The following is a 13,435-nucleotide window of genomic DNA, read 5'->3' on the forward strand; positions in this document are numbered from 1 at the left end:
CCTCGGCCGAAAGGGGCCTACGTCCCTGTCCCGCGGGGCCCCCTGCGCGGTGTGCTGGAAGTGGGTCGTCCACCCGCGAGGGAGCCGAACATGCGGAAGAAAGTGCGGGACGTCATGACCGTGAAGGTCGCGTCCGTCAACGGGAGCACGCCGTTCAGGGATGTCGCCGAGGTCCTGATCCGCCACGAGGTGAGCGCCGTCCCGGTGGTCGACGGGGAGGGCCACGTCCTCGGCATGATCTCCGAGGCCGACCTGCTCCGCAAGGAGGAGTTCAAACGGCAGTACTACACGGAGGGCTACCACCTGCCGCTCGGCGCGCGGCTGCGCGAAAGGCTCATCGGCCACGGCTCCAGGCCCGAGGACCGGGCGCGCGGCGAGACGGCCGCCGAGCTCATGACCAGCCCCGCCGTCACGATCAAGGACTACGCCTCGGTGGTCACCGCGGCCCGCCGGATGAGCGCGAACGGCGTCAAGCGCCTGCCGGTGGTGGACGACGAAGGGCGCCTGCGGGGCATCGTCAGCCGCCACGACCTGCTCGCGGTGTTCCTCAGGGCCGACGAGGAGATCGCCAAGGAGATCGAGGACGACGTCATCGGCGCCCTGTGGCCGTACCGGCCCGAGGTGCGGGTGACGGTGGACGACGGCGTCGTGACCCTGACCGGGCGCATGCCCACCGCCCGCGACGCGCGGCTGCTGATCCAGATGACCGGACGGGTCAACGGGGTGATCGACGTGGTCGACGCGCTGCGCCACGGCCCGGCCGGCCTGCCGCGCGCCCGGGGGACGGAGGCGTCATGAACCTCGACCGGCTGACGGCCGCCGACGTGATGAGCCGGGTCCTGGTCGCCGTCGGACCGGAGGAGTCGCCGCTGATCGCCTGGGAGATCATGCGCCGGGGAGGCGTCCACCACCTGCCCGTGATCGACGACCGGCTGCGGCTGCACGGCGTGCTCACCCGCGAGCAGGTCGCCGCGAACTGGTCGGGAGGCCCGGCCGTGCAGTCCGCCGGCCAGGTGAGTCACCTGCTGGCCGGGCGGGCGTGCCCGCACGTGTCCCCCTCCACCCCCGTGCCGGTGATCGCCGCCGCCATGGTGGACCACGGCGTCGACGTACTTCCCGTGATCGGCCGGTCGGAGACGCTGGAAGGGCTGGTCACAGCCACCGACGTGCTCCGCGCGGTCGCGGGGCGCCCCGGCCCGGCACCCACCCACACCGACATCGCCACGGGGCTGTTCCGGCTGGAACCCATCGTCCCGCCGCGCCGCGACGACCCTCCGGCGGCCACCTGAGGCGAAGTGATTACCCGTCCGTCGCCAACACAGGGTGGTGATCGTGTTACTTGTAGTGACTAGTCATGAATGCCGAGGACCGGTCGCGAAGAGAGCCACGCTGGACGGCGTGGCTCTGCGTGCTGGTCGGCGTCATCACGGTCGCCCACCTGTGGACGCACGTCACCGCCCCGCACCAGCACGGCTTCCAGCTCGGCGCGCTGGTGATGGACTCCTGCCCCGACCACCCCGCGCACGACCACCACGACGAGTCCGCCCATCCCGAGGTGTTCCTCCTGCCCGCCTGGGGCTGCGCGGTCCCGGCGCAGGCGCCGGTCGCGCTCGCCGTCCCCGGCGCCACCCCGGCGCCCGTCGCCGCCGCCCCGCGGGAGCGGCCGCGCCGCGCCCCGCCGCGCTGTCACCGTGAGAGGGCCGCGCTGACCCACACGCTTGAGATCTGCCGTCGCTGACGGCCGGCGAGCCGCTGTCCGGACCGGACACCGGGCTCGCTCGCCGTGCCGATCACCCAGCGACGCCGGCGCCGACCGCGCCGGAGAGAGCGTGCGTCACCATGTCGACCCTTTCACCCGTCATCGCCTCCCCCGCCGTCGCCCAGTTGGTGGGCAACACCCCCGTCCGCCGTATCTCCGCACCCTTCACCCCCGCGGGCCGGGGCTTCTGGGCCAAGCTCGAAGGGGCCAACCCCGGCGGCGTCAAGGACCGCGCCGCCCGGCACATCATCGAGCGCGCGCGGGCGCGCGGCGACCTGGCGCCCGGCGCGACGATCGTCGAGTCCACGTCCGGCACGTTCGGGCTGGGCCTCGCGCTGGCCGCGATCACGCACGGCCATCCCCTCACCGTGGTCACCGACCCCGGCATGGAGGCGATCGTGGCGCGCCTTTTGACCGCGTACGGCGCCCGCGTGGACACCGTGACCACCCCGCACCCGGCCGGGGGCTGGCAGCGGGCCCGGCTGGACCGGGTACGCGAGGTGCTCACCGCCGACCCCGGCGCCTACTGCCCGAGTCAGTACGACAACCCCGACATCGTCGACGCCTACGCCGGCCTGGCGGGCGAGCTGGCCGACCAGGTCGGCCGCGTCGACGTCCTGGTGTGCAGTGTGGGCACCGGAGGCCACTCGGCCGGCATCGCCAAGGTGCTCCGCGGCCGGTATCCGGACATGAGGCTGATCGGCGTCGACTCGATCGGCTCCGCGATCTTCGGGCAGCCGGCCAGGCCGCGGCTCATGCGCGGCCTGGGCAGCAGCATCCACCCGCGCAACGTCGCCCACCCCTGGTTCGACGAGGTCCACTGGGTCGCCCCGCACGAGGCGGTGTGGGCCTGCCGGACGCTGGCCGCCACGCACTACACCACCGGGGGCTGGAGCGTCGGCGCCGTCACCGTCGTCGCCGCCTGGTGCGCCCGCACCCTGCCCGCCGGCACCCGGATCGTCACGGTGTTCCCCGACGGCCCCGCCCGCTACTACACCACCGTCTTCGACGACGCCTACTGCGCGGCCCACGACCTGCTCGGCCGGCCTCCCGCCGAGGAGCCCGACGAGATCCGGCATCCCGGACAGGCCGAGGTGACGCGCTGGACCCGCTACGCCATGGCGAACCGCTGATGTGGCGGCGTTTCACCGCGTTCGACCGCGGCGTGCGGCTGCTCATGCTCAACCAGCTCACGATCAACATCGGCTTCTACATGCTCATGCCCTACCTCGCCGGGCACCTGTCGGCGGGGCTCGGCATGGCGGCCTGGGCGGTCGCACTGGTGCTCGGCGTGCGCAACCTGTCCCAGCAGGGCCTGTTCCTGCTGGGCGGCACGCTGGCCGACCGGCTCGGGTACAAGCCCGTGATCGTCGGCGGCTGCCTGCTGCGCACCGCCGGGTTCGCCCTGCTCGGGCTGTCCGACTCGCTGCCGGCGCTGCTGGTGGCGTCGGTCGCCACGGGGTTCGCCGGGGCGCTGTTCAACCCCGCGGTGCGCGCCTACCTGGCCCACGACGCCGGGCCGCGCCGCGTGGAGGCGTTCGCGCTGTTCAACGTGTTCTACCAGGCGGGCATCCTGGCGGGGCCGCTGATCGGGCTGGCGCTGGTGGCGCTGGACTTCCGCCTGGTGTGTCTCGTGGCGGCCACGCTGTTCGCCCTGCTCACCGTCGTGCAGATCCGTGCGCTGCCCCGCTGCGCCGTCCCGCCCGCCTCGCCCGGCGCCGCCACCGGCGTGCTGGCCGCCTGGCGGGGGATGCTGGGCGACCGGCCGTTCGTGCTGTTCTGCGCGGCGATGGCGGGCGCGTACGTGCTGTCGTTCCAGATCTACCTGCTGCTGCCGTTGGCCGCGGGCGGCAGCGGGGCCGTGAGCCTGCTGTTCGTGCTGTCGGCGGCGGTCGCCATCGCGGGCCAGACGCGGATCACCGACTGGGCGCGACGCCGCTGGAGCAACTCCGCGGCGATCACCCGCGGGCTGCTGCTCATGGGGGCGGCGTTCCTGCCGCCCGCGCTGTGCGTCACGCTCTGGCCCCGGTCCACGGTGGCGCAGGTGGCGGCGGTCGTCGTCTGCACGGCCGTGCTGACGCTCGGGACGACGCTGAGCTACCCGTTCGAGATGGACACCATCCTCACCCTGTCACGGGGCAGGATGGTGGCCACGCACTACGGCCTGTACAACACGGTCGCGGGCGTCGGCATCGCGGCGGGGAACCTGCTGGTCGGCGTGCTGATCGACATCGGGTCCCCGGCGCTGCCCTGGCTGGCCCTCGCGGCGCTCGGCGGGGCGTGCGCGCTGGCCGTGCGTCTGTTGCGCGAGGTCCCGCAGGGCGCGCGCGAACAGGTCCACCTCGTCCCGTGACGTGAACAGGGCGGGCGTGACCCGGACGCAGGCGCCCCCGGCCGTCCCGCCGCGCTGGACGGTGAAGACGCGGTGCCGGTCGTACAGGTGCGCGACGATGGCCTGGTTGGCGGCGTCGGAGGTGTGCCCGGTGAGCCGGAACGCGGTGATCGCACCGTACATGTCCGGGTCCTCGGGGGTGAGGATCTCCACGTTCGGCAGGTCCCGCACCTGGTGGACCCAGCGGTCCCTCAGGAAGCGCAGCCGCGCCTGCTTGGCCGCCGCGCCCAGGGCGTCGTGAAAGTCCAGCGCGGCGGGCACGCCGAGCACGGCGGCCACGTCCAGGGTGCCGCTGTGCACCCGCGAGCGGACGTCGCCGGCGGGATAGGTCTCGTCGGCGAAGGCCCGGTCGATGTCGGCCAGGCGATGCGCGCGGATGTGGACGAACCCGGTGCCGAGCGGCGCGCCCATCCACTTGTGCAGCGAGAACCCGGCGAAGTCCGCGCCCAGGTCCGGGACGGCGAAGTCGAGCTGCCCCCACGAGTGGGCGGCGTCCACGATCACGTCCACGCCGGACGCCCGCGCCGTCGCCGCCAGCTCGGCGACCGGCAGGACCAGGCCGGTGCGGTTGTTCATGTGGCTGAGCAGCAGGAGCCGCACCCGGGGGTTGTCGCGCAGCGCCCGGGCGTAGACGTCCACGGCCCGGGTGCGGCTCACCGGCTCGGGGATCACGACGCGCACCACGTCGACGCCCCGGCGCTCGCGCAGCCAGTTCATCGCGTACTGCATGCCGGGGTAGTCGAGGTCGGCGTACATGACCGCGTCGCCGGGCCGCAGCCGCCGGTACCCGGCGATGAGGAGTTGCAGCGCCTCGGTGCCGCCCCGGGTGAGCGCGATCTCCTCCGGCGGGACCCCGGCCGCGGAGGCGACGCGCCGCCGCACCTGCTCGGCCCGCTGCTTGTAGGCGGTGCGCAGCAGGTGGCTGTTGCGCGCGTTCACCAGGTCGACGGCGCGGTGGTAGGCGTGCCGCACCGGCTCGGGCATGATCCCGTAGTAGCCGTTCTCCAGGTTCACGAAGTCGCGGGCCACCCGGTACCGGCGCGCCACGCCCCGCCAGAACCGCTCGTCGGTGGCCAGGTCCTCGGCGCTCACCCCCGAGGGGGCCTCCGGCGGCCCGGCCGCGGCCTCCGCCCGCGCCGGGGTCCGCCCCGGCGGGGCGAGCCCCAGCGAGAGGCCCAGCGTCCCCACGTCCCGCCTGGAGAGGCTCATCGGTCCACGCCACGCGCGTCCGGCGCTCTGAGCTGCCTGTTCGTCACGTGATCACCATTCCCTGCCGCCGTGGCCGCTCAATCTCTCCCTGGCACGCGAGCCGTTTTCCTGGGGCCGCGGCAGTGAGGGCGGCCGCCTTTTGTCATAGACTGAATGGCATTCAGATATTGGGGTGTCAGTGGACCTGTTAGACGTGGTGGGGGCTCGAATGGCGAAGCCGGGTGCGGCGCCGAGAAAGCAGGGGAGATCGTCCCGAGAGGGCGACGACACCGAGGCGGTCATCGATCTCGACGATCCGCGGTTGCAGACCGAGGCCGCGCGCGGCCTCGTCGAGGCGGCGCGTGAACTGTTCGTCAAGAAAGGCTTCTCGGCGACGAGCGTGAGCGACATCACCGAGCGCGCGGGCATGAGCGTGGGGTCGCTGTACTACCACTACGGCAGCAAGACCAACATCTACGTGGCGATCTGGCTGCAGTACCAGCGCAGCCAGGAGGCCCGCGCCCGCGAGACGGTCATCGCGGTGCGCGCCGCGGGGGTCACCAACGGATTGCGGCTGTTCCTGGCCGGCACCCGCGCCTACCTGCTCGGGGCCTGGGAGCACCGGGACGTGGTGCGGCTGGCCGCCGACGGCGACACTCCGCCGGGGTTCGGGCTGCGCACCCGGCGGATCAACCAGGAATGGTTCCGGCAGAATTCCGCGCTGCTGCGCGACAGCGCCAACACCGCTGGGCAGGACGATCCGCTGGCCATCCGGGCGATCGTCGCGATCGTCACCGACGCCATGGGCGGGATCTGCCGGGAAGTGGCCGCCTGCGCCACCCGCGAGGAGGCCGAGGAACTGGTCGCCCGCGCCATCGACGTCTTCGCCCGGCTGGCCAATTCTCCCGTGGACCAGCAATTCCGGCCCGACGTCCGGCCGGCCACGGCGTTCGGCGTCACCGTCCGCGACGACGGCGGCTGGTGACGGCGAATCGGCCGCGCCGGGCCGGCGCGGCCGATTCATCGGGAAATAACTGATCTCCGAGTAATGCCCCGAGTCAGGCGGCGAACGGATCACGGGTGAGGGAAGCGGTCGAACGCCGTCCGGCCCCGGACGGTGATCCGGGGGCGGCTCACCGTCCCGCGGGACCGCTCGCCACGGGCTCGCCCTTGACGGACTTGATCAGGAGCTGGGCGACGTCGACGACTTCCAGGGTTTCCTTGGCCTGGCCGGTGTTCTTCTTCTCGTTGATCGCGTCCCCGAGCATCACCAGGCAGAACGGGCACGCGGTGGACACGGTGTCGGGGTCGGTGGTCAGCGCCTCGTCCACCCGCTCGGTGTTGATCCGCTTGCCGATCCGCTCCTCCATCCACATCCGCGCCCCACCCGCACCACAACAAAACCCCCGCTCCTTGCACCGGTGCATCTCCTGGGTCCGCACCCCCGGCACCGTGGCCATGATGTCGCGCGGCTGCGCGTACACCTTGTTGTGCCGCCCCAGGAAACACGGATCGTGGTAAGTGATCTTCTCCTCGATCGGCGTCACCGGGGTCAGCCTGCCCTGCTCCACCAGATGCGCCAGCAACTGGGTGTGGTGGACGACCTCGAAGTGGCCGCCGAGCTGGGGGTATTCGTTGGCCAGGGTGTTGAAGCAGTGCGGGCACGTCGCCACGATCTTCGTCACCCCGGCCTCGTTCAACGTCTCGATGTTCTGCCGGGCCAGCATGTCGAACACGAACTCCATGCCCAGGCGACGAGCCGGATCCCCGGTGCACGCCTCCATCGGCCCCAGCACCGCGAACCTCACCCCGGCGATGTGCAGCAACTCGGCCACCGCCTTGGTGGTCTTGCGGGCCCGGTCCTCCAGCGCACCGGCGCACCCCACCCAGAACAGGTACTCCACATCGCCGGGCATCTTCTCATCGACCATCTGGACCTCGATGGGGTCCACCTCACGAGAGGCCAGCTCCTCGATCCACTCGGCGCGCTTACCCTCCGGCAGACCCCACGGATTGCCCTTGTTCTCCAGGTTCTTCAACATCACCCCCGCCTCCGAGGGGAAGCTGGACTCGATCATCACCTGGTAACGGCGCATGTCGAGGATGTGATCGATGTGATCGATGTCCACCGGGCACTGCTCCACACACGCGCCACAGTTGGTACACGACCACAACACATCCGGATGGATCACACCCTCCTCGCCCACCAGCGGCTTCTCCAGCAGGGCGAGCACGTCCTGCGGATGGGAGTCCTTCTCCGCGTCGCCCGCGAGCAGGTACGGAGCCACCTGGAACGCGTGGTCGCGCTGGTCGAGGATCAGCATCTTCGGCGACAGCGGCTTGCCGGTGTTCCAGGCGGGGCACTGCGACTGGCACCGCCCGCATTCCGTGCAGGTGTAGAAGTCCAGGAAGCCCTTCCACGTGGTGTCCCCGATCTTGCCGCGGCCGAAGACGTCGGTGTCGGGGTCGGCTTCCTCGAAGTCGAGCACCTTGCCGTTGCTGCGCATCTCGGGCACCGGCCCCAGACCGTCGGGACGGCGCGAGAACAGAACGTTCAGCGGCGCGGTGAAGATGTGCAGGTGCTTGGAGTTCACCACGATGACCAGGAACACCAGCATCACGCCGATATGCAGCAGGAGGCCGATCTCCTCCAGGAGCGTGCTCGTGGGCAGGATCCTCGCGGTGAGCTCGGAGGCGAAGGCGCCCGACTCGTAGGGGAAGTTGCCCGTGTTGATCGAGGCGCCGCGGAACAGGAACAGCGTCCAGATCACGTTGAAGATCATGAAGAGCACGAGCCAGGCCCCGCCGAGGTGCGAGCCGGAGAACCGTGAGCCGCGGCCGAGCCGCTTGGGCGAGTTCTTGACGCGGATCGCGGCGAAGGCGACCAGTCCGGCGAGCGCGGCGACGGCGATGAAGTCCTGGAGGAACCCGAGCACCGGCCAGGTCCCGATGAGCGGGATGTGGAAGTCGGGCTCCCCGGTGATCGCCCCCTGGATCAGCGCGCCGTACGCCTCCAGGTAGACGGTGGCGAGGATGAAGAACGCCCACATCACGAAGAAGTGCGCCGTGCCGGACGGCGTCCACTTCAGCAGCTTCTTCTGGCCGAAGACCTCCACCACCTGGGCTTTGATCTCCGCCCCGACGTTCTCCCTGGCGTACCGCAGGCGTTCGGGGGCGGGCTGGCCGCTGGTGGCGAGCCTGTAGAGGAACGCCACCCGGCGGCCCGCCAGGGCGAGCGCGACGCCGGTCGCGACGAGCCCGATGATCGCAACCCAGAGCACGGGTCCTCCTCAGCGAGGCGACATGGCTGGTGAAACCGCCATCTGAATGTCATTCATCGCCGCATGGAATCCGTGCGGAGCGGGTACCGCGTCACGCCCGGGGCTTCCGATCGGCATTGAAGAAGCTAAACATGCTGCTGAAGGGGTGGTCAACAGTCCCACCGAACGGGATTCAAGTTGCGGGAATGTAACGCCCATGTGTCCGTTGACGCCCTTCTCGGCACCGTGCTAGACATTGCCCTGAATGACATTCAGTCATGTTCCGCCCCTGGTCGCAAGGGGCATGGGAGGTGCTGTAGTGCTCGCTCTACTGAGTGACGAGCAGCAAATGCTCAAAGAGGTGGCCGCCCAGATCGCCGGCTCCGCCGGCCCGTCGAACCCCAGTGACCTGAACACCGTGGACCGCGCCGCGGCCTGGCGGTCGCTCGCGCAGGCCGGGCTGCTGGCGCTGCGGACCCGGGACGACGACGGGCGCCCGGTCGGTTCGGGCGTGGAGGTCGCGGTGGTGGCCGAGGCGCTGGGCGCGGGCCTGGTACCGGTGCCCTACCTCGGATCGGCCGTGCTCGCCACGGAGCTGCTCGCCCTGGCCGGCGCGCACGACGAGGCCGAGGCCCTGTCCGAAGGGGACGCGAGGACCACGGTGCTGCTCGACCGCCACCTGTCCGCCCTGGCCGTGCTGCCGGGCGAGCAGGTCTACGCGTGGGACGCGGACGGCGCCGCCGACGCGCTGGCGCTGACCGCCGGGCCCGACGGGCACCAAGTCGTACGGGTATCACTGGACACCGGGTTCGTCCCCGCGACCGGAGCCGACCTCACCCGCACGCTGCTGCGTTCCGACGGCCCGATCGACGAGGCCCGGCTCACCCCGGTGGGCCGCCCCCTCTCCGCCGAGGCGCTGCTGCGCTGGGAGGCGCTCGCGCTCACGGTGATCAGCGCGGACATCGTCGGCGTCATGCGCGCCGCCGTGGCCAGGGCCGTCGCCTACACCAAGGAGCGCGTCCAGTACGGCGTGCTGATCGGCTCGTTCCAGGCGGTGCAGCACCTGTGCGCCGAGGCGTACGTGCAGGCGGAGGCGTCGGCGAGCGCGACCAACTACGCGGCCTGGGCCGTGGACGAGCTGGACGTGGCGGAGGCCCTCATGGCGGCCCGCACCGCGAAGACGCAGGCCGCCCTCGTGGCGCGCGAGGTGACCGAGACCGTCATGCAGGTGTTCGGCGGCATCGGCCAGACCTACGAGCACATCGCGCACGTCCACACGCGGCGTGCCCTGACCGACCGCCAGGTCCTCGGCGACGAGGGCGTCCAACTGCCGCGCATCGCCGACGTCCGGCTGACGGGAGAGTGACCATGGACTACCGCGACACCCCCGAGGAGGCGGAGTTCCGCGCGACCCTGCGCGAGTGGCTGAGCGCCACCATCCCCGCCGGCTGGGACAAGATCGAGGACGAGCTGGAGGCGGTCAGGCTCCGCAAGGACTGGCACCGCACCCTCTACCGCGCCGGATACGTCGGGATGAGCTGGCCGGTCGAGTACGGCGGGCGCGGCCTGAGCCCCGTGTACGACGCGATCCTCAACGAGGAGTCGGGCAACCTGGGGGCCCCTCCGCTGCCGTCCGTCGGCTACATCGGCCGTGCCATCTTCATGTACGCCTCCGAGGAGCAGAAGAGGCGGTTCCTGCCGCCGCTGCTGTCCGGCGAGGCGAGCTGGTGCCAGGGCTTCAGCGAGCCGGAGGCCGGGTCCGACCTCGCCTCGCTGCGCACGGCGGCGCGGCTCGACGGGGACCACTACGTGGTCAACGGGCAGAAGATGTGGACCAGCGGCGGCCAGTACGCCGACTGGTGCCTCCTGCTGGCCAGGACCGACCCGGACGTCCCCAAGCACAAGGGCATCTCGGCCTTCCTGGTCTCGATGACCGAGCCGGGGGTCACGGTACGGCCCATCGTGATCGCCAGCGGCGAGGCCGAGACCGCCGAGGTGTTCTGGGACGACGTGCGGATCCCGGTGGAGCAGCGGCTCGGCGCCCCCGGCGAGGGCTGGCGGATCGCGATGACCACGGTGGCCTACGAGCGGGGCCCCGCCGACATCGGGTTCATCGCCAACTACCGGCGCACGCTGCGCAAGGTCGAGGGGCTCGCCGCCGAGCGCGGCCTGCTGGAGAAGGAGGAGGTCCGCAAGGCCCTGGCCCGCGCCTACGTACGCGGCGAGGTGCTGCGCCTCAACTGCATGGAGCAGCTCTCGATGCGGGTCTCCGGGCGGGCGCCGGGCCCCGAGGGTTCGATCGCGAAGCTGCTGTGGGCCGACGCCGAGCAGTCCCTGCAGCACCTGGCCATGGACATTCTCGGCGCCGACGAGATGACCGGCGTCGCCGCCGGCTGGCTCAGCTCCTACTTCACCTCCCGCCCCGTCAGCGTCTACGGCGGGTCGGCCCAGATCCAGAAGAACATCATCGCGCGCATGCTGGACATGCCGCGCTGATCCGCGGGACCTCGGCCGCGCCCGGCCCCTTCTCCGGTCCGGGTGACGGCGCCCCGGCGGGCGCCGGGCTCCCATTTCCGTGATCTTCATGTGGTCGGCGGCACGCAGGCCGTGCCGTATGCGATCACTTCTCTTTCCCATCCCCCAGGGCTCGCGCGGCCCGTCGCGCGCGCCCCTCCTCCCTGAACACCATTCAGTCGCATCGCCCGGCCGAGGAGGCCGCCATGAGATCACGCCACATCCGTCTTTCCGCGATATCGCTCAGCGCCCTGCTCGCGTTCTCCGTGGCCGCGTGCGGCGGCGAAGGGAGCGACGGCGCGTCCGGCGGCAGCGCCGACAAGCCCTTCGTCGTCTACTTCACCGGGGACTACTCCGGTGCGATCTCCACGAACAACGCGAGCCTGGACGCGGGCATCAAGATCGCGGCGGAGGAGCTGAACGCCGCCGGCGGCATCAACGGCCGCAAGGTCGTGGTCGAGACGGCCAACGACCAGAACGACCCGACCAAGGCGGTCAGCCTCCTCCAGCAGCGGCTCTCCTCGGGATCCAAGCCCGACCTGGTCTACCCGGGCGGCTCCAGCGCCGTCTCCCTCTCACTGCTGCCGATCCTGAGCCGACAGAAGATCCTCTCGATCGGCGGCACGGTCAGCACCCTGCTGAACGACCCGAAGAAGTTCCCCTACCACTTCGGGGTCTCCTCACCCGGCAAGGACTACGCGCCCGCGCTGATCCGGACGGCGAAGGAGAAGGGCTACAAGAAGATCGGCATGCTCTACTCCAACGACGCCACGGGCCAGAGCTCGGCCGAGATCTACAAGGCGGCCGTCCAGGGCGCGGGCATGGAGTTCGTCGAGGCCCGCTACGAGGCCACGGCGCTGGACATGACCTCGCAGCTCAACCAGCTCCGCGCGCAGAACCCCGACGCGCTGGTGCTCAACGGGTACGGCACCGCGGCGCTGTACGTGATGCGCAGCCGGGCCCAGATCGGCTGGGACATCCCTGCCTTCTGCGACCAGCTCGCCTCCGGCTTCCCGTACCTGAAGAACCTCAAGACGGACCAGCTCAAGAACGTGTTCGTGGTCGTCTCCAGCGCGACGCTGGAGGACAGCGAGCGTCACCCGAACCTGGGCGCCTTCATCGACGACATCAAGAAGAGTCCGGCGGCCGGCGGCATCGGCAACACCGGCTGGGGGCTCTACGCCACCGGGCACGACGCCCTCGCCGTCGTCGCCTACGCCGCGCAGCAGGCCAAGACCAACGAGTCCGACAAGGTCAAGGCCACGCTGGAGAACCTCCCGCAGCCCTCGGGCGCGCCGCTCTGGTACGCCGCGGGTCCCGCCGGGCAGTACGTGCAGTTCAAGTACTCGCCGGCGAACCACTTCCCGACCACGAGCGAGGAGACCTTCCAGTACGTCCCGCCGGGCGTCTACAACGGCGAAGGCTTCTACGCGCCCGAGAAGGCGTGAGGTCGCGATGACGACCGTATGGGCCGGGCTGGCGACGGGCGCGATCTACTCGCTGATCGCGATCGGGTACAACGTCGTGCTCCTCGCCTCCGGGACGTTCAACTTCGCGCACGCGCAACTCCTGATGGTCGGCACGTTCCTGGCCTACACCGGGGCCGTCACGCTGGGGCTCCCCGTGCTGCCGACCGTGCTGCTCGCGATGATCGGCGTGGCGGCCATCGCGCTCATCGAGGAGCGGATCGCCATCCGTCCGCTCCTCGGCCGCAGCGACAGCCACGGCACGCTGATCACCACGGTCGGCGCCGCCACCATCCTGGACGGGCTCGCCGCGGTCATCTGGGGCAGGGAGCCGCTGACCGTGCCGTCGGTGCTGCCCGACCGGCCGCTCGACCTGCTCGGCGGCACCGTCCGGCCGGTGGACCTGGTGCTGATCGCCTTCACGCTCGTCGTCGGCGTGGGACTGCACCTGTGGTCCCGGCACACGCTGACCGGCCTCGCCTCCCTGGCCTCCGCGGAGGACAGGGACGCGGCCTCGGCGCGCGGCATCAACGTGCGGCTCCTCGGCGTGGGCGCCTTCGCCCTCGCCGGGGCGGTCGCCGGAGTGTTCGGCCTGCTGGTCGGGGCGCGCACGTACGCCGTCTTCGACCTCGGGCACGACCTGGCGCTGTTCGGGTTCGTGGCCATCGCGATCGGAGGATCGGGCAGCCAGCTCGGCGGCCTGATCGGCGGATTCGCCACCGGGCTCGTGTACGCGTTCGCCGCCAGGTACATCGGCGCGGCCTACCCGCAGATCGTGGTCTTCGCGGCGTTCCTGCTCATCCTGTTCCTGCGACCGCGCGGCCTGTTCGGCGCCGCGCTCGAACGGCGGGTGTAG

11 protein-coding genes and 1 pseudogene are annotated in these 13,435 nt (G+C 71.2%); 10 read left to right on the plus strand and 2 right to left on the minus strand.

Annotation, left to right across the window (positions count from 1 at the left end):
- Positions 1–90 precede the first annotated feature (90 nt).
- From BJ982_RS05935 to BJ982_RS38430, 5 genes are all read left to right on the plus strand, one after another.
- On the plus strand, positions 91–798 hold the full coding sequence (locus tag BJ982_RS05935; protein ID WP_184877329.1) for a CBS domain-containing protein: 708 nt from the start codon (positions 91–93) through the stop codon (positions 796–798).
- Positions 795–1,289 (plus strand): CBS domain-containing protein, encoded by a 495-nt coding sequence (locus BJ982_RS05940; RefSeq protein ID WP_184877331.1) that lies wholly within the window; start codon positions 795–797, stop codon positions 1,287–1,289. Before BJ982_RS05935 ends, BJ982_RS05940 begins: the two co-directional genes overlap by 4 nt.
- A 65-nt stretch (positions 1,290–1,354) precedes the next feature.
- Positions 1,355–1,738, plus strand: a complete 384-nt coding sequence (locus BJ982_RS05945) for a hypothetical protein (RefSeq protein ID WP_184877333.1) — start codon at positions 1,355–1,357, stop codon at positions 1,736–1,738.
- Between the two features lie 101 nt (positions 1,739–1,839).
- A complete protein-coding gene (locus tag BJ982_RS05950; protein WP_184877334.1) occupies positions 1,840–2,892 on the plus strand; it encodes a PLP-dependent cysteine synthase family protein in 1,053 nt (350 codons plus the stop codon).
- On the plus strand, positions 2,892–4,112 hold the full coding sequence (locus BJ982_RS38430; protein WP_239123799.1) for an MFS transporter: 1,221 nt from the start codon (positions 2,892–2,894) through the stop codon (positions 4,110–4,112). Before BJ982_RS05950 ends, BJ982_RS38430 begins: the two co-directional genes overlap by 1 nt.
- Positions 4,113–4,223: 111 nt before the next feature.
- Here the strand turns inward: BJ982_RS38430 and BJ982_RS39025 are convergent.
- Positions 4,224–5,360 (minus strand): annotated as a pseudogene (locus tag BJ982_RS39025) (aminotransferase class V-fold PLP-dependent enzyme); the annotation flags it as partial.
- A gap of 208 nt (positions 5,361–5,568) precedes the next feature.
- Between BJ982_RS39025 and BJ982_RS05960 the strand changes: the two are divergent.
- Positions 5,569–6,324 carry a TetR/AcrR family transcriptional regulator gene (locus tag BJ982_RS05960; RefSeq protein ID WP_184877337.1) on the plus strand — a complete coding sequence of 252 codons (756 nt, stop codon included), beginning with the start codon at positions 5,569–5,571 and terminating at the stop codon, positions 6,322–6,324.
- Between the two features lie 148 nt (positions 6,325–6,472).
- On the opposite strand, the gene BJ982_RS05965 is transcribed toward BJ982_RS05960, so the two are convergent.
- On the minus strand, positions 6,473–8,620 hold the full coding sequence (locus BJ982_RS05965) for a (Fe-S)-binding protein (RefSeq protein ID WP_184877339.1): 2,148 nt from the start codon (positions 8,618–8,620) through the stop codon (positions 6,473–6,475).
- A 298-nt stretch (positions 8,621–8,918) separates the two neighbouring features.
- Here BJ982_RS05965 and BJ982_RS05970 point away from each other — a divergent pair, with 298 nt between their 5' ends.
- The 4 genes from BJ982_RS05970 (at position 8,919) to BJ982_RS05985 (ending at position 13,435) form a co-directional block, all read left to right on the plus strand.
- Positions 8,919–9,965, plus strand: coding sequence for an acyl-CoA dehydrogenase family protein (locus BJ982_RS05970; protein ID WP_203959357.1), 1,047 nt, complete (start codon positions 8,919–8,921; stop codon positions 9,963–9,965).
- A gap of 2 nt (positions 9,966–9,967) precedes the next feature.
- Positions 9,968–11,095 (plus strand): acyl-CoA dehydrogenase family protein, encoded by a 1,128-nt coding sequence (locus BJ982_RS05975; protein ID WP_184877342.1) that lies wholly within the window; start codon positions 9,968–9,970, stop codon positions 11,093–11,095.
- 224 nt (positions 11,096–11,319) lie between these two features.
- The gene (locus tag BJ982_RS05980) at positions 11,320–12,561 is read left to right on the plus strand and encodes an ABC transporter substrate-binding protein (RefSeq protein ID WP_184877344.1); all 1,242 of its coding nucleotides are present in this window, start codon (positions 11,320–11,322) and stop codon (positions 12,559–12,561) included.
- A gap of 7 nt (positions 12,562–12,568) precedes the next feature.
- Positions 12,569–13,435: a branched-chain amino acid ABC transporter permease gene (locus BJ982_RS05985; protein WP_184877346.1), complete on the plus strand. Its 867-nt coding sequence runs from the start codon at positions 12,569–12,571 to the stop codon at positions 13,433–13,435.

This window comes from Sphaerisporangium siamense (assembly GCF_014205275.1).
Taxonomy (GTDB): Bacteria; Actinomycetota; Actinomycetes; order Streptosporangiales; family Streptosporangiaceae; genus Sphaerisporangium; species Sphaerisporangium siamense.

Bases quoted from the DNA above. Each gene is read 5' to 3' on its own strand.
- BJ982_RS05960 (WP_184877337.1), top strand. From the start codon at position 5,569: ATGGCGAAGCCGGGTGCGGCGCCGAGAAAGCAGGGGAGATCGTCCCGA.
- BJ982_RS05980 (WP_184877344.1), top strand. From the start codon at position 11,320: ATGAGATCACGCCACATCCGTCTTTCCGCGATATCGCTCAGCGCCCTG.
- BJ982_RS38430 (WP_239123799.1), top strand. From the start codon at position 2,892: ATGTGGCGGCGTTTCACCGCGTTCGACCGCGGCGTGCGGCTGCTCATG.
- BJ982_RS05935 (WP_184877329.1), top strand. From the start codon at position 91: ATGCGGAAGAAAGTGCGGGACGTCATGACCGTGAAGGTCGCGTCCGTC.
- BJ982_RS05985 (WP_184877346.1), top strand. From the start codon at position 12,569: ATGACGACCGTATGGGCCGGGCTGGCGACGGGCGCGATCTACTCGCTG.
- BJ982_RS05950 (WP_184877334.1), top strand. From the start codon at position 1,840: ATGTCGACCCTTTCACCCGTCATCGCCTCCCCCGCCGTCGCCCAGTTG.
- BJ982_RS05940 (WP_184877331.1), top strand. From the start codon at position 795: ATGAACCTCGACCGGCTGACGGCCGCCGACGTGATGAGCCGGGTCCTG.
- BJ982_RS05945 (WP_184877333.1), top strand. From the start codon at position 1,355: ATGAATGCCGAGGACCGGTCGCGAAGAGAGCCACGCTGGACGGCGTGG.
- BJ982_RS05975 (WP_184877342.1), top strand. From the start codon at position 9,968: ATGGACTACCGCGACACCCCCGAGGAGGCGGAGTTCCGCGCGACCCTG.